This window comes from Rhizobium giardinii bv. giardinii H152 (assembly GCF_000379605.1).
In the GTDB taxonomy this organism is placed as follows: domain Bacteria; phylum Pseudomonadota; class Alphaproteobacteria; order Rhizobiales; family Rhizobiaceae; genus Pararhizobium; species Pararhizobium giardinii.
The window spans coordinates 14,494-33,891 of the sequence record NZ_KB902685.1; the positions used below are offsets into that span (position 1 = coordinate 14,494).

At 60.3% G+C, this 19,398-nt stretch carries 24 protein-coding genes; 10 read left to right on the top strand and 14 right to left on the bottom strand.

Annotated features, from left to right (window positions below; all coding sequences use genetic code 11):
• Positions 1-7: 7 nt before the first annotated feature.
• The 3 genes from ric to A3AY_RS0120000 are packed head-to-tail and all read right to left on the bottom strand — an operon-like array spanning position 8 to position 2,864.
• Positions 8-676: an iron-sulfur cluster repair di-iron protein gene (ric, locus tag A3AY_RS0119990; RefSeq protein ID WP_018327447.1), complete on the bottom strand. Its 669-nt coding sequence runs from the start codon at positions 674-676 to the stop codon at positions 8-10.
• Positions 676-1,356: a UbiX family flavin prenyltransferase gene (locus A3AY_RS0119995; RefSeq protein WP_018327448.1), complete on the bottom strand. Its 681-nt coding sequence runs from the start codon at positions 1,354-1,356 to the stop codon at positions 676-678. The genes ric and A3AY_RS0119995 overlap by 1 nt, the downstream gene beginning before the upstream one ends.
• On the bottom strand, positions 1,353-2,864 hold the full coding sequence (locus A3AY_RS0120000) for a UbiD family decarboxylase (protein ID WP_026203634.1): 1,512 nt from the start codon (positions 2,862-2,864) through the stop codon (positions 1,353-1,355). Before A3AY_RS0120000 ends, A3AY_RS0119995 begins: the two co-directional genes overlap by 4 nt.
• 108 nt (positions 2,865-2,972) lie before the next feature.
• On the opposite strand from A3AY_RS0120000, the gene ubiT reads away from it, so the two are divergent.
• From ubiT to ubiV, 3 genes are read left to right on the top strand one after another with little or no spacing between them, the layout of a single operon-like run.
• Positions 2,973-3,470: a ubiquinone anaerobic biosynthesis accessory factor UbiT gene (gene ubiT, locus A3AY_RS0120005; RefSeq protein WP_018327450.1), complete on the top strand. Its 498-nt coding sequence runs from the start codon at positions 2,973-2,975 to the stop codon at positions 3,468-3,470.
• Positions 3,470-4,447: a ubiquinone anaerobic biosynthesis protein UbiU gene (gene ubiU / locus A3AY_RS0120010; protein ID WP_018327451.1), complete on the top strand. Its 978-nt coding sequence runs from the start codon at positions 3,470-3,472 to the stop codon at positions 4,445-4,447. Before ubiT ends, ubiU begins: the two co-directional genes overlap by 1 nt.
• Before the next feature lie 9 nt (positions 4,448-4,456).
• Positions 4,457-5,389 carry a ubiquinone anaerobic biosynthesis protein UbiV gene (gene ubiV, locus A3AY_RS0120015; RefSeq protein ID WP_018327452.1) on the top strand — a complete coding sequence of 311 codons (933 nt, stop codon included), beginning with the start codon at positions 4,457-4,459 and terminating at the stop codon, positions 5,387-5,389.
• Positions 5,390-5,488: 99 nt separating this feature from the next.
• Here the strand turns inward: ubiV and A3AY_RS0120020 are convergent, their stop codons facing one another.
• The 7 genes from A3AY_RS0120020 to nirK form a co-directional block, all read right to left on the bottom strand.
• Positions 5,489-5,689, bottom strand: coding sequence for a hypothetical protein (locus tag A3AY_RS0120020; protein WP_018327453.1), 201 nt, complete (start codon positions 5,687-5,689; stop codon positions 5,489-5,491).
• 103 nt (positions 5,690-5,792) lie between these two features.
• Positions 5,793-6,161: a YbaN family protein gene (locus A3AY_RS0120025; protein ID WP_018327454.1), complete on the bottom strand. Its 369-nt coding sequence runs from the start codon at positions 6,159-6,161 to the stop codon at positions 5,793-5,795.
• Positions 6,158-6,592 carry a hypothetical protein gene (locus A3AY_RS35660; RefSeq protein ID WP_018327455.1) on the bottom strand — a complete coding sequence of 145 codons (435 nt, stop codon included), beginning with the start codon at positions 6,590-6,592 and terminating at the stop codon, positions 6,158-6,160. The genes A3AY_RS0120025 and A3AY_RS35660 overlap by 4 nt, the downstream gene beginning before the upstream one ends.
• 216 nt (positions 6,593-6,808) lie before the next feature.
• A complete protein-coding gene (locus tag A3AY_RS0120035; protein ID WP_018327456.1) occupies positions 6,809-7,255 on the bottom strand; it encodes a pseudoazurin in 447 nt (148 codons plus the stop codon).
• A gap of 107 nt (positions 7,256-7,362) precedes the next feature.
• Positions 7,363-8,058, bottom strand: a complete 696-nt coding sequence (locus A3AY_RS0120040) for a Crp/Fnr family transcriptional regulator (RefSeq protein WP_040669019.1) — start codon at positions 8,056-8,058, stop codon at positions 7,363-7,365.
• An 85-nt stretch (positions 8,059-8,143) separates the two neighbouring features.
• Entirely contained in the window at positions 8,144-9,052 is a 909-nt protein-coding gene (locus A3AY_RS0120045; RefSeq protein ID WP_051108379.1) for an SUMF1/EgtB/PvdO family nonheme iron enzyme, read from the bottom strand.
• Positions 9,053-9,153: 101 nt separating this feature from the next.
• Positions 9,154-10,284 (bottom strand): copper-containing nitrite reductase, encoded by a 1,131-nt coding sequence (nirK, locus tag A3AY_RS0120050; protein ID WP_018327459.1) that lies wholly within the window; start codon positions 10,282-10,284, stop codon positions 9,154-9,156.
• A 175-nt stretch (positions 10,285-10,459) separates the two neighbouring features.
• Between nirK and A3AY_RS0120055 the strand changes: the two genes are divergently transcribed.
• The 7 genes from A3AY_RS0120055 to A3AY_RS0120080 all read left to right on the top strand — a co-directional run bounded on the left by A3AY_RS0120055 (position 10,460) and on the right by A3AY_RS0120080 (position 16,618).
• On the top strand, positions 10,460-11,671 hold the full coding sequence (locus A3AY_RS0120055; RefSeq protein ID WP_018327460.1) for an NnrS family protein: 1,212 nt from the start codon (positions 10,460-10,462) through the stop codon (positions 11,669-11,671).
• A 279-nt stretch (positions 11,672-11,950) separates the two neighbouring features.
• A complete protein-coding gene (gene napE / locus A3AY_RS0120060; RefSeq protein WP_018327461.1) occupies positions 11,951-12,145 on the top strand; it encodes a periplasmic nitrate reductase, NapE protein in 195 nt (64 codons plus the stop codon).
• 7 nt (positions 12,146-12,152) lie between these two features.
• Positions 12,153-12,698: a ferredoxin-type protein NapF gene (gene napF / locus A3AY_RS38010; RefSeq protein WP_083925996.1), complete on the top strand. Its 546-nt coding sequence runs from the start codon at positions 12,153-12,155 to the stop codon at positions 12,696-12,698.
• The gene (locus A3AY_RS0120065) at positions 12,691-12,975 is read left to right on the top strand and encodes a chaperone NapD (RefSeq protein WP_018327462.1); all 285 of its coding nucleotides are present in this window, start codon (positions 12,691-12,693) and stop codon (positions 12,973-12,975) included. The genes napF and A3AY_RS0120065 overlap by 8 nt, the downstream gene beginning before the upstream one ends.
• Positions 12,950-15,454: a periplasmic nitrate reductase subunit alpha gene (napA, locus tag A3AY_RS0120070; protein WP_018327463.1), complete on the top strand. Its 2,505-nt coding sequence runs from the start codon at positions 12,950-12,952 to the stop codon at positions 15,452-15,454. Before A3AY_RS0120065 ends, napA begins: the two co-directional genes overlap by 26 nt.
• Positions 15,424-15,915, top strand: coding sequence for a nitrate reductase cytochrome c-type subunit (locus A3AY_RS0120075; RefSeq protein ID WP_018327464.1), 492 nt, complete (start codon positions 15,424-15,426; stop codon positions 15,913-15,915). Before napA ends, A3AY_RS0120075 begins: the two co-directional genes overlap by 31 nt.
• Before the next feature lies 1 nt (position 15,916).
• Complete coding sequence (locus A3AY_RS0120080) at positions 15,917-16,618, top strand: cytochrome c3 family protein (RefSeq protein ID WP_018327465.1); 702 nt, start codon at positions 15,917-15,919, stop codon at positions 16,616-16,618.
• A gap of 34 nt (positions 16,619-16,652) precedes the next feature.
• Here the strand turns inward: A3AY_RS0120080 and A3AY_RS0120085 are convergent, their stop codons facing one another.
• The 4 genes from A3AY_RS0120085 to A3AY_RS0120100 all read right to left on the bottom strand — a co-directional run bounded on the left by A3AY_RS0120085 (position 16,653) and on the right by A3AY_RS0120100 (position 19,135).
• Positions 16,653-16,952, bottom strand: a complete 300-nt coding sequence (locus A3AY_RS0120085) for a metal-sulfur cluster assembly factor (RefSeq protein WP_018327466.1) — start codon at positions 16,950-16,952, stop codon at positions 16,653-16,655.
• Positions 16,939-17,469 carry a DUF2249 domain-containing protein gene (locus A3AY_RS0120090; protein ID WP_018327467.1) on the bottom strand — a complete coding sequence of 177 codons (531 nt, stop codon included), beginning with the start codon at positions 17,467-17,469 and terminating at the stop codon, positions 16,939-16,941. The genes A3AY_RS0120085 and A3AY_RS0120090 overlap by 14 nt, the downstream gene beginning before the upstream one ends.
• A gap of 3 nt (positions 17,470-17,472) precedes the next feature.
• Entirely contained in the window at positions 17,473-18,798 is a 1,326-nt protein-coding gene (locus A3AY_RS0120095; protein WP_018327468.1) for a hypothetical protein, read from the bottom strand.
• Between the two features lie 64 nt (positions 18,799-18,862).
• On the bottom strand, positions 18,863-19,135 hold the full coding sequence (locus tag A3AY_RS0120100; protein WP_040669027.1) for a DUF2249 domain-containing protein: 273 nt from the start codon (positions 19,133-19,135) through the stop codon (positions 18,863-18,865).
• Positions 19,136-19,398 lie beyond the last annotated feature (263 nt).

Genomic DNA, 19,398 nt, shown 5'->3' on the forward strand with positions numbered 1-19,398 from the left:
CCGCCTTTCAACGCGCGGCTGCGGCGTTGAAGCGGGGAAAGAGGATGGTGTTCTCGATACGCATGTGGGCGATCAGATCGTCTGTGAACTTGCGCAAGCCGATATAGAGTGCCGTCCACGAGCCGCAGGCTTCCGGCGGAAGAGCAAAGCCGTGCGTTATATGTTCGATCGCCTGCAGATGCCGGGCTTCGTGATCGTGTTCATCCCGCATCTGCCTGATGGGATGTGAAATCGCCGGGCTTCCGCCGCGCTGCATCATCGGGAACAACACCTGTTCCTCTTTCATCATGTGGCTTTCGAGTTCGTCCTGAAGCGTGATCAGCGTCTCGGCGAGGCCGGTCGGCGCTGAAGGGTGGTCGCTGTGCACACGCTCCACTTTCTGTGCGAGAGGGATCAGAAAGGCGAGTTCCGTCCGGTGGGTCGCATGATATCGCGTTATAAGATGGGCGATCAGCGGCAAGGTTTCTTCCGGGGCATCTCGTCCCGCTGCCTGAGCAAGTGCATCGAGTTCGTTAAGCAGAGACGTCGGCGCCAGCCCGGCCTTTTCGGCCGCTTCCGCAAGCGGGACATCGCCCCCGCAGCAAAAGCTGATGCCGTGGCGGCGGAAGAGTTCGGCCGCGCCGGGCAGCTCTGCTGCGATTGCGCCGACGGTTTTGTCGAGGGTAATTTCGGTCATCATCTGCTCCTTGGTTGTCGTGTCGGTCTTACCGTGAGGCCGGCTGCTCCCTGCCGGGACGAAGGTTCTCCAGTCTCCCAGGTGACAGCCTTTTTGCTGTCTCTGTTGTCGCCTTGCCAAGCGCGAGCGACCGGCCCGATGGCAAGCCCCAGGAGGTCGATGGCGCGGTTCGCGATGTGATCGACGATCTCGCCAACGCTCTGGGGTTTGTGATAGAAGGCAGGCACCGGCGGCATGACGATCGCTCCCATTTCCGTGACGGCGCACATGTTGCGCAGATGACCGAGATGAAGCGGCGTCTCGCGGGTCAGCAGCACCAGACGCCTGCGCTCCTTGAGCTGCACATCTGCGGCCCGGGCGATCAGCGTGTCGGTATGCCCTGTCGCGATCGCCGACAGCGTGCGCATCGAACAGGGCGCGACGATCATGCCGCGAACGGGAAAGGAGCCGCTCGCGATCGCTGCACCAATGTCGTCCGCCGGATAATGTTTGTAGCAGAGCGATAGAAGATTGAACAATGCCGCCGGATCGGTCTCGTGCTGCAGCGTCCGGTGCGCCGCATCGGATATCACCAGATGTATCTCGATCGTCTCGAACTGCGCCAGTTTTTCGACGACCCGAACGGCAAGCGGTGCCCCAGAGGCGCCGGAAATGCCAACGACGACGCGTTCGTTTGTCATGGCAGGGTCTCGCCAATCCCGAGCGAGGCCCAGATCGTGTCGATGCGCTTGATCACGTCGGGCGCCATCGTCAGGACCTTACCCCATTCACGATCGGTTTCAGAGCCAATCTTGGTCGTGGCATCGAGCCCCAGTTTGCCGCCAAGGCCGGATTTGGGCGAGGCGAAATCGAGATAGTCGATGGGCGTCTTATCCACCGTCATGACATCGCGACTGGCATCGAAACGGGTGGACAATGCCCAGATGACATCTGGCCAGCGTCTGACATTAATGTCGCGATCGACGACGATGATCAGCTTGGTGTAGTTGAACTGCGGCAGCATCGACCACAAGCCCATCATGATCCGACGTGCCTGGCCCGGGTAGCGCTTGTCGATCGACACGACGATGGCGCGATAGGAACAGGCCTCGGGCGGTAGCCACAGATCGGCGACTTCTGGAAACTGACGTTTGACGAGCGGCAGGAAAAGGACGTTCATCGCCTCTCCGAGGCAGGCGGGCTCGTCCGGCGGTCGACTGGTATAGGTGGAAAGATAGAGCGGGTCGCGGCGCATGGTGATCGCCGAAAGGGTCAGCACGGGAAAATCCTCGACGGAATTGTAATAGCCGGTGTGATCGCCGTATGGGCCTTCCCCGGCTGTCTCCGTCGCCGAGACGGTGCCTTCGAGGATGATTTCCGCTTCCGCCGGCACGGGTAGAGGCACCGTCAGCCCCGCGGTGACGTCCTGCCGTTTGCCTTTCAGGAGCCCCGCGAAGCCAAGCTCGCTCATGCCGTCCGGCAGCGGCATGACCGCAGCAAATATGGTCGCGGGCGCAGCGCCGATTGCGATTGCGACCGGCATGTCTTGCCCGGCCGCCTGCCACATCCTGTGGTGCCGTGCCCCGCCCCGTTGCGCCAGCCAGCGCATGATGAGGCGATCGCGGCCAAGTTTCTGCATGCGGTAGATGCCGACGTTGATATCGTCCGGGTCGTCCGGCGCACGGGTGATCACCAGCGGCCACGTGACAAGCGGCGCCGGCTCTCCGGGCCAGCAGGTCTGGATCGGCAGGTGGTCAAGGTCGATTTCGTGCCCCCGCCAGGCACGCTCCTGGCAGGGTGCGCGCGACACCGAGCGCGTGTTGAGGTTGAGCGCGGCTTTCAGGTGTGGTAACTGGCGCCACGCATCGCTCAGTGACTTGGGTGGCTGCGGGCCGCGCAAATCGGCGAGGAGATTGGCGAGAGTAGGCAGGCCGCCGCTCTCGAGCCCCAGGCCCCATTCTATCCTTTCGCGGGTACCGAACAGATTGGCGAGAAGCGGTATCGCATGCGTCCGGCCCGAACCATCGACGGGGTTCTCAAAGAGCAGCGCTGGCCCCTGGCGGTCGAGCACCCGGCGGTGAATCTCGGTGATCTCGTGGACCAGCGAAACGGGACGCGCCACACGCGTCAATTGGCCCTTCCTTTCGAGGAATGTCACGAATTCTCGAAGATTGGCATGATTGCGGGGAATGGGCACATCTGAGTTCATGGTTTTGGTTTGCAGAAGAAAATGCGACCGGTCTTTGTGCTGGCGCAAACTTCTCAAATGCGTCCCCGAATAGTCTTGATGCTTGTCTTGAACTTCGGGAATCCTTGAATGCTTGTTCCATCTGTCCTGGCGAAACCTCTTGATTTCGCTCCACTTGCATTGATCGAGCATTTTGCGAGGCGGATTTTCGACCGCGTCCTGAAGGTCCATCCGGACCTGTTCGAGCGCTTGGGCGACTACAGGTCGAAGCGCTTCTGCTTCTCACCGAGCGATCTGCCGCTGCATTTCGTCGTCATCCCCGAGGGGCGCGTGGTGGAGGTCAGTCGCGGCATTCGACAGCCAACCGCCGATGCCGTGATTTCCGGTCCGCTTTTCATTCTGCTTGCGTTGCTGGAAGGGCGCTGCGACGGGGACGCCTTGTTCTTTTCCCGCGACCTTATGGTCACAGGCGATATTGAAGCCATGCTGGCGCTTCGCAACGCTCTCGACGACAGCGTGATCGACCTTGCGGCGGATCTCGGCGGCATGACCGGTCCTCTCGCACCACTGGTGATCAGCACCGCGCGCTATATCCGCAGCCGCGCATTGCGGGGAAAGGCGTTGTGATGGAACTGATTTGCCCTGCCGGCACGCCGGCCGCCTTCAAGGAAGCCGTGGATGCGGGCGCCGACGCCGTCTATTGCGGATTCCGCGACGAAACCAACGCCCGTAATTTTCCCGGTCTGAACTTCAGCCGCGAGGAACTCGGGCAATCGATCGTCTACGCAAAAGCCAGAAACGTCCAGACCTTCGTCGCACTTAATACTTTCATGCGGGCCGGCTGCGAGAGCCTTTGGCACAAGGCCGCAGATGACGCCGTCCGCCTGGGTGCCAGTGCGCTGATTCTGGCCGACTTCGGGCTGATGGCTTATGTGGCGGAAACCTATCCGCAGCAGCGCCTGCACGTCTCGGTGCAGGCGTCCGCTTCCAACCGCGAAGCGATCCGGTTTCTCGTCGATGCATTCGGTGCCCGGCGCGTCGTTCTTCCGCGCATCCTCACAGTGCAGGACATTGCCCGATTGACCCGGCAAATCGATTGCGAGGTCGAGGTCTTCGCTTTCGGCGGGCTGTGCGTCATGGCCGAGGGGCGCTGCTCGCTCTCCTCCTATGCCACCGGCAAATCCCCCAACATGAACGGCGTCTGTTCGCCGGCAAGCCATGTGAAATACCGGCAGGAGGGCGCCGAGATGACTTCCGAGCTCGGCGATTACACGATCAATCGCTACGGCCCCGGCGAAGCGGCGGGGTACCCGACGCTGTGCAAGGGGCGTTTTTCGGTCGGCGAAGAGAGCGGCTACGCTTTCGAGGATCCGGTATCGCTTGACGTGATGGACCATCTCGACGCCTTGCGGGACGCCGGCGTTTCGGCGCTCAAGATCGAGGGGCGGCAACGGGGCAAGGCCTACGTCGCCGAAGTGGTTGCAACGTTGAAGAAATCGCTCACTGCTGACGCTTCAGGGCGGGCAGCGCTGATTTCGCGTCTCCGGCTGATGAGCGAGGGGCAGCGCACGACCTCGGGCGCTTTCGAGAAACGCTGGCGATAGGACCGATCGATGAGCACGCCTCGCAAGCCGAGCCTCAGCCTCGGCCCTATCTACTATCTCTGGGACGGCGCAAAGTGGCGAGACTTCTATTTTCGCATCGCCGATGAAGCGCCCGTGGCGCATGTCGTTCTTGGCGAGACCGTCTGTTCGAAACGCCAGAATTTCACGGAGCCGCACATTGCCGACGTCGTCGACCGCCTTGAGGCGGCGGGTAAACGCGTGACCCTATCGTCGCTTGCCATGGTGACGCTCGAGCGTGAAAGTCAGCATGTCCGCTCGCTCGTCTTCGACAGCAGCCACCCGATCGAGGCTAATGATCTCGCCGCTCTCGGCCTGCTCCGGGGAACACCCCACTCCATCGGTCCGCTTGTCAATGTCTACAACGCGGCTACGGCCCGAGTGTTGGCAGCCAGGGGAGCCGAGAATATCTGCCTCCCGCCCGAATTGCCGATGCGATCGATATGCACCCTTGCGGCCGAGATGCCGGATTTTTCGTTCGAGATCTTCGCCTTCGGGCGCATGCCGCTGGCGATTTCGGCGCGCTGCGCGCATGCCCGCTCCAAAGGCCTGACCAAGGACAATTGCCAGTTCATCTGCAGGGAGGAACCGGACGGGTTGCCGCTTCGCACGCTCGACAGCCAGTCCTTCCTGGTGCTCAATGGCGTTCAGACCATGTCGCACAGTTGTGTAGCGCTGGTGGAAGAACTAACCGAGATCGCCTCAGCCGGGATTTCGCGAATTCGCCTGTCGCCTCAGGATTGCGACATGGTTGCGGTCGTGCAGATTTACGATGCCGTTCTGTCGGGCCGCCTCGACAGCGGCGAGGCCCTGACGCGGCTGGCCGCGATCTATCCGTCAACGCCCTTCTCCAATGGCTTCTACCACCAGGAAAAGGGAGCCGCCTGGGTCGCACGAGCGCGCAACGCCACCCTCGGAGCCTGAGGCCCGCAGCACGCTGAGAGCGGTTCCAATAAAAAGGATGTGGCTATTTTTTGCGCAGGCTCCGGACGGAAAACCGGTTCGCACTTTCCCGGAATTTTTCTAGCGCGGCCGAACCGGCTTGCCGCGTCCATCGGGTTTAAAAATGCGGTTCGGGTGTGTCGGCGACGGGGTTGGCTGGTGTTCCCGTGCCTCGATGACCAGCATGTCCATCAAAGCGCTGAAATCACCAGACCAAACCGGGCTGGTTGCCATGATTTCCAGAAGGTCCTGCCGGTGTTTCGCCTGGCTTCTCGCATTCATCGCCGTTCTCCCACATCATATGTTGATAAGTGTATCAGCGCAGGAACAGGAAGAATTTGTCGGGGAGCAAAGACGATGCCGATCTTCCAGCGTCTTCCCCGCATCAATCTCGCCGCGGCGTTGGACGGATTGCGATGAAAAGAGCGCAGGCACCGAGTACGCCGCCGAGAACGAGCTTAACCGGTGCTGCCGGCGAGACGCTTGTCCAGACCCAGGCATAACTGAGCGCCATCGCCGCGACAGCAAGCAATTTGGCAGTCAAGGTGATGGCACGCTGGCTGCGCCAGCAACGCAAACCGCGGCCCACAACCACATTTGATAGAAGCCAGGCTTCCAGGTTGGGTGACGATTTGGAAAAGAGCCATGCAGCCAGAATTAGAAAAGGTGTCGTCGGCAGAAGCGGCAGAACGATACCAAGGATGCCAGCGCCGACGCACAGCCAGGCGGTAGCCAGGATTGGAATCCGTGTCATCCGACCATGTCTTTGTTCGGATCGTGGCGTAGTGCGAACGTGTGCTCCTCGGCATGTCGCTCCAGAAGCAACAAAGAGCGGACGAGACCCGAGCCTGCGGAAGCCTCTGCTGCAATATCCAGGAGCAACAGACTTGCCTCCATCAACACGCCTAGCTCGAAGGAATCGGAATTCTGCATGTCGAAATCACCCAAAAGCGAAAGCAGGGAGGATATCTTGCGCTTTTGCTCGCGAACGGCCGAGCGCAGCCGCTTTCGCGCTCGCTTGAGCTCGAAAGATTCCAGCCGCTGGATGGCTTCGGAAACGCGGTCACGGCAGCCGCAGTCGAGGGCGCTGCTTCGAACGACGTTTCGCACTTGCCGTATGGCCTCGAGTATCTCGGCCTGGCGCGGCACGGGCGATCCTTTCAATGGCTCGAGGTTATCATGCATTTCCGGTCTTTTCGTTTTGATGCGAATACGTTTGAGAACGGCTGGCGTACTTGATCAATACGGTAGCCGTTCAAATCGGTGACGTTGACGCGAGGCGGTGCGTGTTCCCAGGGGTTTGCGCGGAGCGGGTCGCCGTCTTTTCGGCGACATCCGTGTTTTCGAGACCCTGCTGGAGAACATGGCTTTGTTCCCGCGGTTCAATGCTGTACCGGCCGCTTACAAGCCGGCCGCGGCGATTTCTGAGTCGAGGCGTTCGCGGGCCTTCTTGGGAAGCTTGGCGGCCTTGACGGCATCGATATTTGTCGGGGCATCACCAACGACGACCAGGGCGATCATCCCCATGCCCACATGCGGCGCGCATTTAACGGCGTAGGCGCCGGGCGCGCCAAACGTTACCTTGATCTGTTCGTTCATCTTGCCCTTGAACGGCGCAGCGCCGTCCGGGATCAGGTCCTTCACGGTTTCGGCATTGTGGGACTTGTCCGTCGGGACGAAGGTGACGGTGTCTCCCAAGGCGATCTTGACCGAAGCGGGTTCGAAAATCATCGCTCCGCCCGCACCCTTGTTCAACATGTGAACTTCGAAGTCGGCGGCGCCGGCCAGAGAGGCAAATGCGGCGGTCAAAAAGGTAGCGCCGACGAGAGTTTTAAGGACCATGCTCATTTATTCTTACTCCTGAATCAGAAGCCCGACCGGCCTCGTCGGGAGTGAGATTAGGCGAGCAGACCACGCTCATCTTTGATGTGAAGCAAACAGTCTGGAAGAAGCGCTTAGTCCTTGATATGCGCCGCCAGCGCTGAAAGGCCATCCATATCACGGATCAGGAGCTTCTGCCGGCCGCCCTCCACGAGCCCTTTCGTTTCCCAGGCGCTCAGGATGCGTGAGACCGTGTGAAGCGTTGTCCCGGTCATTTCCGCGATGTCCTGGCGCGAGATCGGAAAGTCGATCCGGATGCCGGCGCCTTCCTGTTTCCCGGCCTGACCGGCGAGCCGGAGCACCGCATGCGCAACCCGCCGCTCGACCTCTTGGGTCGACATTTCACGGATGCGTGTATGCGCTTCTTCAAGCCGCTGGCCGATGGTTTGCATGGCGGTGACAGCCAGATGTGGGTTCTTGTCGATGAATTGCGGCCACAGCTCCGTTGGCCAGCAGATGGCAATGCTCTCCGATACGGCCAAGGCGGTACCAGGATAGTCACTTCTCTGAAGCGCCTTGGCAAAACCGAACAGGTCGCCGGGGTGAACGACCCTAACGATGATCTGTTGGCCGTCCTCGGTGACTTGCGTGACTTTCAGCCGCCCGTGCAGCAGGAGAAAGAAATGCGTGGCGGCAGCGCCTTGCTCGAACACGGCCTCGCCGGCCGGCACACGGCGCGACGTGGAGTGGCCCATCAGCCGCTCGAGATCAGCGTCGCTCATCCTTTCGAACAAAGGAAAGGACCTGACCAAGCTTCTGTCGATTTTCACGTGCACCCACTCCGTCCGCTATAGGGCTTTCTAGCATGGCGGTCCGGTTCAACGAAAGGTTAGATATCGTCGCAGGACGCGCGTCTCAGAGCTGAATGCCCCTGTCGCGCAGCCTGTTGAGGAGAGGTGCGTACCAGCGCGTCGATCTGATGAGACGGAAGCCCAGATGGTCGGGAGGTGTGCCGACTGCGCAGCCGCCGCCCCTGGGATCCCTGACGAAGGACGTCATGGGCGAGCGATGATTGCCGACGGTCACGTAGACGCCGCATGTCGGTTCGATACTCCTGACCGAACCGTCGCTTTTGAGCTGAACGCGCTGGTGGCAGGTGTCCGTCCATTCCCAGACATTGCCGCCGAAGTCGGCAAGTCCGTGTTCGTTTTCGCCGAAGCTGCCGAGGATGCGCGGAGCCGGATCGCGTTTCGCGCGTTCGGCCGCTTCACGGCGATAATCCGCGAGCCACCGGATCGCCGGGTTGTTGCCGTTTGGGTCGAGCCCCAGCGCGTCGTCCGGAAAACTCGTTCCCGCCGCGAAGGCGAGTTGCCGATCGCTGGGCAGTGTCCAGAAGGAGCCGGTCTTTCTCGACAACCAGGCTGCATAGGTTTGGGCGTCATCGTAGCTGACACCGGTAACCGGCAGGTCCGGCTGAGCGGTTGAAATTCCCTCGGGCGGATCGCAGACATAGTCGGCGACGCAGGTTTCGTAGTCGCCGATCGATACCTGGAATTTCATGATCGTCAGGGGTCGCGTTTCGGTCACTGTGACCATCGGGGCGTCGACGACATAGCTGCCGCGCAGATATTCTCCGTCTCCGCGATAGGAGAATTGGCGCGGCTGAATAACAACCGTGCGCGGCTCGTGGAGGGCTGCATCGGCCGGCGCCGCGTCAAGGAGGCCTGACTGCTGGACGACACTTGCTGCCAGGACCGCCAGGAGCACTGCGGGAATGAGCGTTTGAACCATCGGCTTTGTGAATGTGGCCTGAAATGCGGGCATCGCCGCCCCCTGGAAACGCAACCGGGCAGTGTCGCAGCCGGGTTCATGTCTCGCGTGGCGATGCAGGCCCTGAGAAGGGCCTGCATCTGTTTGAAGGAATATCAGCTTCCGCTCGATGCCAGAACCGATGTCATGAGATCGTCGTTCCAGTCGCCGGTCACGGTGAAGTGCGCGGCAGCCCCCAGTTCAAAGGCCTCGATCAGGTTGTGGTTCACATAGGCGTAGATGCCGGGCTGCTCGAAAGTATAGAAGGCAGCGCCCGCAGTCCCGCCCGGGATGAACCAGGTTTCCTGGTCGCGATCGGGAATGTTGTTGAATTTGCCCGTCGCCCAGACGAAGTTTCCGTGGCCGCCGATCAGGTGCGGCCGGGTGTCGCGGTTGGCCTGCGAATGGACGATCAGCACCTTTTCGCCCACGGCGGCTTTCAGCGCATTCTCGCCGGTCAGCGCGCCGACCGCCCCGTTGAAGACGATATGGCTCGGCGTCAGGGTGCGCATCACTTCCAGCGTGTCTGCATAGGCATCGCCGACGCTCTCGTATTTCTTGTACTTCCCGGCCTCATCCTTCGGCACGTAGAAGTCCTGCTCGCCAACATAGTAGACGCGGTCGTAGGTGAGTGGGTGACCCTGGCCGTCGTCCAAGCCGTCACGCGGCAGCACCATGATCGCGCCGTTCATTCCAGAGGTGACGTGCCACGGCACCATTCCGGGAGGTGCGCAATGGTAGACGAAGACGCCCGCCTTGGTTGCTTTGAAGCGAAGGATCGTCTTCTCACCGGGATTGACGACCGTCAGTGCCCCGCCGCCCAGAGCGCCGGTTGCCGCGTGGAAGTCGATGTTGTGCTGGAGCGTGTTGGTTTCCGGGTTGATCAGCGTCAGCTCGACGTAGTCGTCCTGATGCACAACCATGAGGGGACCAGGCACCGACCCGTTGAACGTCATGGCATGAATTTCGGTACCTTGATCGTCGACGATCATCTTCTTTTCCTCGATCGTCAAAGTGAATTCGACGACCTTCGGCCCGCCTTCGGCTTTCTGCGTGTGTTCATGTACGAAGGGCGGCTTGATGAGCTCGACCTTCCTGCGCGGCAGGGTCGAGAGATCGGCGGGCTTCATCTTTGCCGGCGGCTCTTCCGCCTGGGCAAAATTTGCGGTGACAAGCGGGGCGACGGCGCTTGCAAATGCGGCGCCGGCCAATATCGAACGCCGGGTCATCTGGATATGGTCAGTCATCGGTTCTCTCCTTGAGCAAGAGCGGAGCTATCCCCGTTCTGTTGAGCACCAATGTATTCGCCATCGCTGATCCATCTTTGCTCCGGCACAAACATTTCGAGATCTTCCTTGCGTGTTCTCAAAGAAGAGTGGTCGCTTTCACTGTTGAATGCCTCCAGATAAAGGAGCTTTCGAAATGACGACCATGACGACACCTGCCGGCAAGCGAAACGGCGTTCCCAGAGGACTAGCAAGAACCGGTCCGGTTCTTTTTTCCTACGGGTTTCGTCCGTTTTTCCTCGGCGGTGCGCTATGGGCTATCGTTGCCATGGGCATTTGGATCTTGACCATTGCGGGTGGCATGACGGTTGCCGAGGAATATGGGGCCCATCACTGGCACGCGCACGAAATGCTGTTCGGGTATTCTTCCGCCGTCCTTGCGGGGTTTCTGCTCACGGCCGTGCCGAACTGGACGGGCCGTCTGCCGGTCTCCGGCTGGCCGCTTTTCATTCTCTTTATTCTGTGGCTTTCCGGCAGGCTGGTCTTCCTGGCGTCGGACCAAACCGGGATTGCCGTGGCGGTCGCCGTCGATGCCTTGTTTCTCCCCGTCTTGCTTCTCATCTGCGTGCGTGAAGTCGTCGCCGGTCGGAAATGGAAGGATCTGAAAGTCATCGCCGGCCTCGTCGCGCTTTCCGTGGCCAATCTTTTCTTTCACTATGAAGTGGTTGCCGGCGAACATCCAGACTTTGCCTATAGGCTGGCGATCGCTGCCTATGTCGGGCTGATCATGGTCATCGGCGGGCGGATCATTCCGAGCTTCACCCGCAACTGGATCAGTGGTCGCGGCAGGACCGATTTTCCGGCGCCCTTCAATTCCTTCGACAGCGGCTGCATTGCAGTGGGTGTTCTGGCGTTGGGGCTATGGGTGAGCGCGCCCGATCTTCAGGTTACAGCCATCGCTGCCCTGACCGGTGCCGTACTCCACGCCGTCCGGCTCTGGCGCTGGCGGGGCTGGACGACGTTCGCCGAGATGCTGGTCGCAATTCTGCATGTCGCCTATCTGTTCGTGCCCCTCGGCTTCATCGCGATCGCCTTGGCTTCCCTGGATATTGTCGACCCGACATCCGCCTTGCATGTGATGACAATCGGCACGGTCGCCTCGATGATGATCGCCGTCATGACCCGCGCGAGTCGCGGGCACACGGGACGAATCCTGACAGCTTCGAAAATGACCTGCGCTTCCTACGCGGCGATTGTGGCCTGTGCGCTTGCCCGCCCCGCCACCGCGCTTCTTCCAGAGTTTACCCCTGCGATCTACGCTTTGTCGGGTGGTCTGTGGATATGCGCTTTCGGGCTTTTCGTTATCGAATATGGCCCGATGCTGGTGCTCGCTCGCCGCAGGATCTGAGGTTCAGTCAGGACTAATACTGTCTCGGAGCGTACAAAATCAATAATATTTATGGATGCCAAAGGAAATGTCATAAATCCCAAAGGAAACGGATTTAGCGAAATAAAGTCCGGGAAGCCATAATGCTGCAATGCACAATCAATAGATGCGCCGACGCCGGAATTTATTAATTCAATCGGAAATAAAAAACATGAATTCAAAATGTTAGTATTAAAACAGATGTAATTCATGTGTATTCATGTTACGGCTGGGTTCAGTTGGTAGGGAGGGTACGCGCGGATGTCCACGTCTCCAACGGACGACACGTTTGAGGTTCCGGACCGGGCGAAGGCGAGGCGGCGGGAGCTTGTGACCTTTGCGATCTTGGCCTTCGGAATCTGGCCAATCGTCGCAGTCGGTGTGGTCGGCGGATTTGGTTTCCTTGTCTGGATGTATCAGATCGTCTTTGGACCGCCTGGTCCGCCAGCGCATTGAGGGTGCGATGAGCGATACCCAGCTAACGCGGCGCAATATCCTGCGGGGACGGCTTGGTCCGCAAGCCCCGTGCGTCTGTCCCCCCGGCGTGTCCCTGGATGGCTTGGCCGCCTGCACGTCGTGCGGCGCATGCGTTACGGCCTGCCCGACGGGCATTATCACGTTTGCCGGCGGCAAGCCGTCGATCGATTTTTCTCGCGGTGAATGCACCCTGTGCGGCAAGTGCGGCGATGTCTGCCCGGAGCCCGTGTTTGACCGCTCTGCACCGCCGGCCTTTGACCATGTGATACGCATTGCGGATAGCTGCCTGGCACTTCACCGGACGGATTGCCAGTCCTGCAGGGATCACTGTCCGGTCGATGCCATCCGTTTCGAGCCGCAATTGGGCGGCCCTTTCCGCCCCCTTCTGGATCCGGAGATTTGCAATGGCTGCGGGGCCTGCCTTTCGGTCTGCCCGATAGGCGCAATCGGCGTCGCCCCCTTGGCGAGAAAAGACATGGCAAAAGGAAACATTGCTGGGGGAAGCACCGGTGGAGGACAGATGCATGGCTGAGCGTCGACCCTATCATGTATCAAGCGCGATCGTCGTGGTGCGGTCCGAAAAGCTGGCTGTAGTTCAGGAACAACTCGCCTCCATGGATGGTGTGGAGGTCCATGCCGCTGAAGGCGGAAAGATTGTCGTGGTCATCGAAGGCGGGAGTACAGGCGCGCTTGGTGCGAGGCTCTCGGAAATGTCTCTGCTCGAGGGTGTAGTGGCGGCAAATATGGTGTTCGAGCATGTCGAGTTTGAGGAGATAACCGGTGATGAAAAACGAACTGACGCGGCGTGATGTTCTGAAAGCCCATGCGGCTGGCATCGCAGCCGCGACGGCCGGCATCGCGCTTCCCGCGAACGCGCAGCCTGTTCCGGGTGGGCTGTCATCCCTCGAGATCAAGTGGTCGAAGGCACCATGTCGGTTCTGCGGAACGGGCTGCGGTGTCATGCTCGGCGTCAAGGAAGGGCAGGTGGTCGCCACGCACGGCGATATGCAGGCCGAGGTCAATCGCGGCCTCAATTGCATCAAGGGCTATTTCCTCTCCAAAATCATGTATGGCTCTGATCGCCTGACGACACCGCTGTTGCGCAAGCGGGACGGGGCCTATGCCAAGGACGGTGAGTTCGAGCCCGTAAGCTGGAGCGAGGCCTTTGATGTGATGGCCGCCCAGTGCAAGAAGGTGCTGAAGGAAAAAGGACCGACGGCCGTCGGCATGTTTGGCTCGGGGCAATGGACGATCTTCGAAGGTTACGCGGCGACCAAGCTGATGCGCGCCGGCTTCCGCTCCAACAATCTAGACCCCAATGCAAGACATTGCATGGCATCGGCAGCCTATGCCTTCATGCGGACGTTCGGCATGGACGAGCCTATGGGCTGCTACGACGATTTCGAGCATGCCGATGCCTTCGTGCTCTGGGGCTCGAACATGGCCGAGATGCACCCGATCCTATGGACGCGGCTTGCGGACCGGCGGCTCGGCCATGAACATGTCAAGGTGGCGGTCCTATCGACCTTCACCCATCGCAGCATGGACCTCGCTGATATCCCGATCGTCTTCACACCGGGGACCGATCTTGCGATCCTGAACTACATCGCCAACCACATCATCACCACCGGCCGGGTCAACGAAGAGTTCGTCAGCAAGCACACGACGTTCATGCGCGGCGTCACGGACATCGGCTACGGTTTGCGGCCCGACAACCCGGTCGAGATGAAGGCTGCCAATTCCGCCGATCCGACGAAAACCGAGCCGATCGATTTCGAAGCCTTCAAGGCGTTCGTCTCGGAATACACGCTTGAGAAGACCGCCGAGCTGACAGGCGTGGAGGCAGGCTTTCTCGAGCAACTGGCCGAGCTCTACGCCGACCCGGATCGAAAGGTCATGTCGCTATGGACCATGGGGTTCAACCAGCATGTCCGGGGCGTCTGGGCCAACCAGATGGTCTACAATATTCATCTGCTGACGGGTAAGATTTCCGAGCCGGGGAACAGCCCGTTTTCGCTTACGGGTCAGCCTTCGGCCTGCGGCACGGCCCGAGAGGTCGGCACTTTCGCGCACCGTCTTCCGGCCGATATGACGGTGACCAATCCGAAGCACCGCGAGCACGCCGAGGAGATCTGGCGGATTCCCCACGGGATCATTCCCGAGAAACCCGGCTATCATGCCGTCCAACAGGATCGCATGCTGAAGGACGGCAAGCTGAGCTTCTACTGGGTCCAGGTCAACAACAATGTGCAGGCAGGACCGAACACCAGCAACGAGACTTATCAGGGCTATCGCAATCCGGAGAATTTCATCGTTGTCTCCGATGCCTACCCGACGATTACGGCAATGAGCGCAGACCTTGTCCTGCCTGCAGCCATGTGGGTGGAGAAGGAAGGCGCCTACGGGAACGCCGAACGCCGCACCCATGTCTGGCACCAGCTCGTCGATGCGCCCGGCGAAGCACGCTCCGATCTCTGGCAGCTGGTCGAGTTCTCCAAGCGGTTCACGACCGACGAAGTCTGGCCCGCCGAAATCCTCGACAAACACGCCGAGTTTCGCGGCAAGACCCTCTACGACGTCCTTTTCAAGAACGGGCAGGTCGATCAGTTCCCCCTGAGCGAGGTCAAGGCCGAATACGCCAACAAAGAAGCCGACGCATTCGGTTGCTACATCCAGAAGGGTCTGTTCGAGGAATATGCCACCTTCGGCCGGGGGCACGGGCACGATCTGGCGCCCTACGACCGTTATCACGAGGAACGCGGGCTTCGATGGCCTGTCGTCGATGGCAAGGAGACCAAGTGGCGCTACCGTGAGGGCCTCGATCCCTATGTAAAGCCCGGGGAAGGAGTGAAGTTCTACGGGCGTCCCGACGGCAGGGCGGTCATCCTTGCAGTTCCCTATGAGCCTCCCGCCGAATCGCCGGATGAGGAATACGATGTCTGGCTCGTCACTGGCCGTGTCCTCGAGCACTGGCATTCGGGCTCGATGACAATGCGGGTGCCTGAGCTTTACAAGGCGTTTCCGGGCGCCCGCTGCTTCATGAACGCGGATGACGCGCGAAAACGTGGGCTGAACCAGGGCGCTGAAATCAGGATCATTTCGAGGCGCGGCGAAATCCGTTCCAGAGTCGAAACGCGCGGCCGAAACCGCATGCCGCCGGGCGTCATCTTCGTTCCCTGGTTCGACGCCAGCCAGTTGATCAACAAGGTGACGCTTGACGCCACGGATCCCATCTCAAAACAGACGGATTTCAAGAAATGCGCAGTCAAAATCGTTTCCGTCGCCTGATCTCGCGCCGCCGTTGGGCGCTTGTGCTCCTTTCGCTGACGTTGGCGGGTGGCACCGCGGCTTTGGCGCAGATGGTGCCGGAGCTGTCCGGTCCGAAACAATCCATGGACGAACTCGCCGCCCAGCCGATGCCGAAATGGGTCGTCGACGACGTCCGCAAGATGCGGGCTTACCCCGATCAACCACCCGTCATTCCACATTCGATCGAGGGCTATCAGCTCTCTGTCAACACAAACAGGTGCCTTTCCTGTCACAAGCGAGAGTTCACGCAGGACTCAGGCGCGCCAATGATCAGCGTGACACACTACATGACCCGCGACGGGCAGATGCTCGCTGACGTTTCGCCAAGGCGGTACTTCTGCACAGCCTGTCACGTTCCCCAGGCCGACGTGAAACCGCTCGTCCAAAACACATTCAAGGATATGAGCGAAATGGGCGTCAAGCCTTTGGGGAGCGAGTGACATGGGTCGCTTGAAACGTCTGGTCGGATGGGTCTGGCGCGTTCTGACCACGCCCGCAGCAACGCTCAGTCTCGCCTTTCTCACGCTGGGAGGGTTCCTGGGCGGAGTGATCTTCTGGGGCGCTTTCAACACGGCGCTCGAAATGACCAATACCGAGGAATTCTGCGTTTCGTGCCACGAGATGAGAGCGAACGTGTACGAAGAGCTGACACGCACCATCCATTTTTCCAACAGGTCAGGCGTCAGGGCGTCCTGTCCGGACTGTCATGTTCCGCATGAATGGACGGACAAGATTGCGCGCAAGATGCAGGCCTCCAAGGAAGTTTGGGGAAAAATCTTCGGGACGATCAACACGAGGCAGAAATTTCTCGATCACCGGCTCGAGCTTGCCCAGCATGAATGGGCGCGGCTGAAGGCGAACGATAGTCTGGAATGCCGCAACTGTCATTCGTCGGTCGCCATGGATCTTTCCAAGCAGACCCAGAGGGCGGCGGAAATCCACACGCGCTACCTTCTGGCCGGCAAGGCGACATGCATCGATTGCCACAAGGGCATCGCCCACGAGCTGCCCAACATGCAAGGGATCGATCCCGGCTGGAAAATGCCCAAGGAACTGGAAGGCGAGACCCTGCCGTCGGCGTCGGCGATCGGCGATCTGCAGCGGGCCATGGCAAGCATCCATCAGGGCGTCATCACAGAGTAGGACGGCAACGCATCGCGCCGCCACGATCTGGCCCCTAGCCGGTCATCCTGTCGGGCGTCCAGGGCGGATCGTAGGTCAGATGGACATCGACATTGCCGACACCGTCGATGCCGGCGACACAGTTGCGCACGGCTTCCACCAGAAAGCCCGCCGCCGGGCAGCCGGGGACCGTCGTTGTCATGGTGACGGCGACGTTGCCATCAACGTCGTTGCGGATTCCGTAGATCAGGCCGATATCAACGACGCTGCGGCCCAGTTCCGGATCGATGACGATGTGGAGGGCCCGATGGATGCTCTCGGTTTGAGCCGCGGAGCCAGGTTCACGCGCTGACATGGTGATCGTCCTTCTTTCCAACGCGGACCATGATCCGGTAGGTGTCTTTCGTAGAGTCGAAATTGCCGACCCATTTGTGACCGCGCTTTATCAGTTCCGGATAGAGGAAAAGAGGTTCTCTGGAGAGCAAAGCGAAAATGACCTGACCGGGGTCCAACCTTTCCGCTTCCGAGAGGATCCGAACCATCGGTTCAGGCGGCAAGAGGTCGCAGAGATCCATTTCGACAGCCGGATCGGGCCAGAGTTCGGGCATGACTGCGTCTTCGGAGGCTTGCACGGGCGCAGTTTGCGTCGGGGTAAACCGCACCTCGAAATCACCGCCATCCAGCTCGACCACCTCGTGGTTGAACCCTCTGCTTGCCATCACGCCGAACAGGGGTTGGGGGCGAAATGTCACAAGCAGCTTCAACCCCTGACCGGGGTTAAGGGCGCTGACCGCTCCCATGATGGCCTGAAAGGGCTCGCCACCGTTCCTCAAGATCGGCCGGACATCCAGCTGCGCGAAATCGTCGGTCATCGTTCATCTCCTGTGTCTGAAATCGGGTAGAAACAGCGGCGGCATCAATACGCCGTCGGGCAATCGGATATGCGGCGCAGCGCATGACAAGCGGCGGGAGCGCATGAACTGGAACACCAGCCCGAGCGTCGTAATCATCACCGCGGTGCTGGCAACACGGAATGCCAGACCAGCCTGCAGAAGCAACATCAGTGCCGCCGTGGCGACAGACAGAAGATAAAGGGCGAACCACCGCGACGCGACCCGCTCGCTGACCAGATCCTGAACCCTTGGCACGGGGGCTTTTCCAAGCACCGGGCCATAGCACTCCATCCACGTCATGAACGGGATGATCTTGTAGAGTTGTCCAAGCCCGAGGGTCGTCAGCCACCCCACCCCGATGAAATAGGCGATAGGACCGGCCTGCGCATCCAAGGTGTCGGTAAGTGTCGCAACGACGTAAAGTCCGGCGCCCGCCGCGAGAAAAATCATGGCGGCGAGACTAATCACGGTGTTCAGTTCAGGTACCCTTCTGCGCCGCTGCCGATAGATCTGGGCAATGTCGCGGACATAGAGGGCAAGTCCTGCCGTTGCGATCACGGCCGCAACCACCAGAGGGACGCTCGTGGGCAGGCCGAAAGCCGTCGCTGCGAGGGCACAGAGGAGAAGGACCAGTGCCACCACCGACGATAGCCAGACGAGCGCGGTGATCTGCCTGTCGCCTTCAGGCGAAAGCAGGAACATCGACAAAAGGCGGTAGCTGACCCCGATTGCTGTTACCGTCATCCACCCCCACAGACCCATGGTCGCATGCAGGCCGATGCCACCCGCGAGCAGATTGGTCAGGTGGAACTCGTCGGCGAAGCCCGACAGCCCGAGCGTGAAACAGAGGCCCGTTACTACGGTGGCGATCATTGCGGCCATGCCTGTTGCGACGAACTTGCCCGGCAATGCCAAAGGACGAGCGGACAGGAGCGTCGCGGTGAGGCTCCAGCCGAGCGAGCCGAAACCGCAGGCAAGAAGGAAGCCCCCGCTTGGCAAGACGCCCGGCCATACCGTGAACCGGCCGCTCAAACCGAGGAAACCCACGATCAGCAGGGACAGCCCGCAGAGGATGAAAAGAAGCGCGGGCAGGGCGAGCTTTGGCGCTCGCAACGGTGTTGCGACCAGAACCGGCACGAATTGCAGCAGCGCACCCGAAAACAGTAGTCCGAGCCAACCAATCGCAAGGGTGTGGACGATGACCAGCGTTTCGGGGGCTTCGATCGCAAGGTCCGGGTGACCGAAGCCACCGGCCAGCAGAGCTTCGCCGATCAGCAGGAAGACAAGCGCCGCTGCGAAGTAGGACATGGTCCATCGTGAAAGCGTAGCAGACGGCATTGTCAGTCCTTAACTGAAAGGCTCAGCCCGCGGTTCAGTGACCACAGGCGCAGTCGCAGCCCGAACTTTCGGATCGCTTGATTTCGACGCGCCACACATCCGGACCTTGCTCGAGATACTGCCATTGGAACTGGTCAGGGTAGCGGGTTTCGATCTGGTAGTGGAGCGGGCGCGGATCGTGATCGCTTGTCACATGCATCAACCCGCCAGGGGCGAGCGCGGTGAGCGTGCCGAAGATTCTGGGGTGGCGTTCAGCGGGGGCAATGGTCCTGACATCGATCAGCGGTATGTTTTGGGTGCTCGACATGAAACGTTCCATGGGCCTCTGTTGCATCTGCCGAATGACGAGGCGGTTCTCACACGGCAGGTGCAAGGATAGCGCCGGGGCGCTGGTGCCAATTTGCTGCCGAGCAAACAATCGTCAGAAATGCGGACAATTTCATTGACCTCGCTCAAAGACCGGCAGGCGACCGTCTTTTAGATTTGCGGCACGATGAACAGCAAAGAGAGAGCCGGATGTCCCAGGCTGATATCATCTGACACCTGAGGACCGGTTCCGGGCAGAACTGA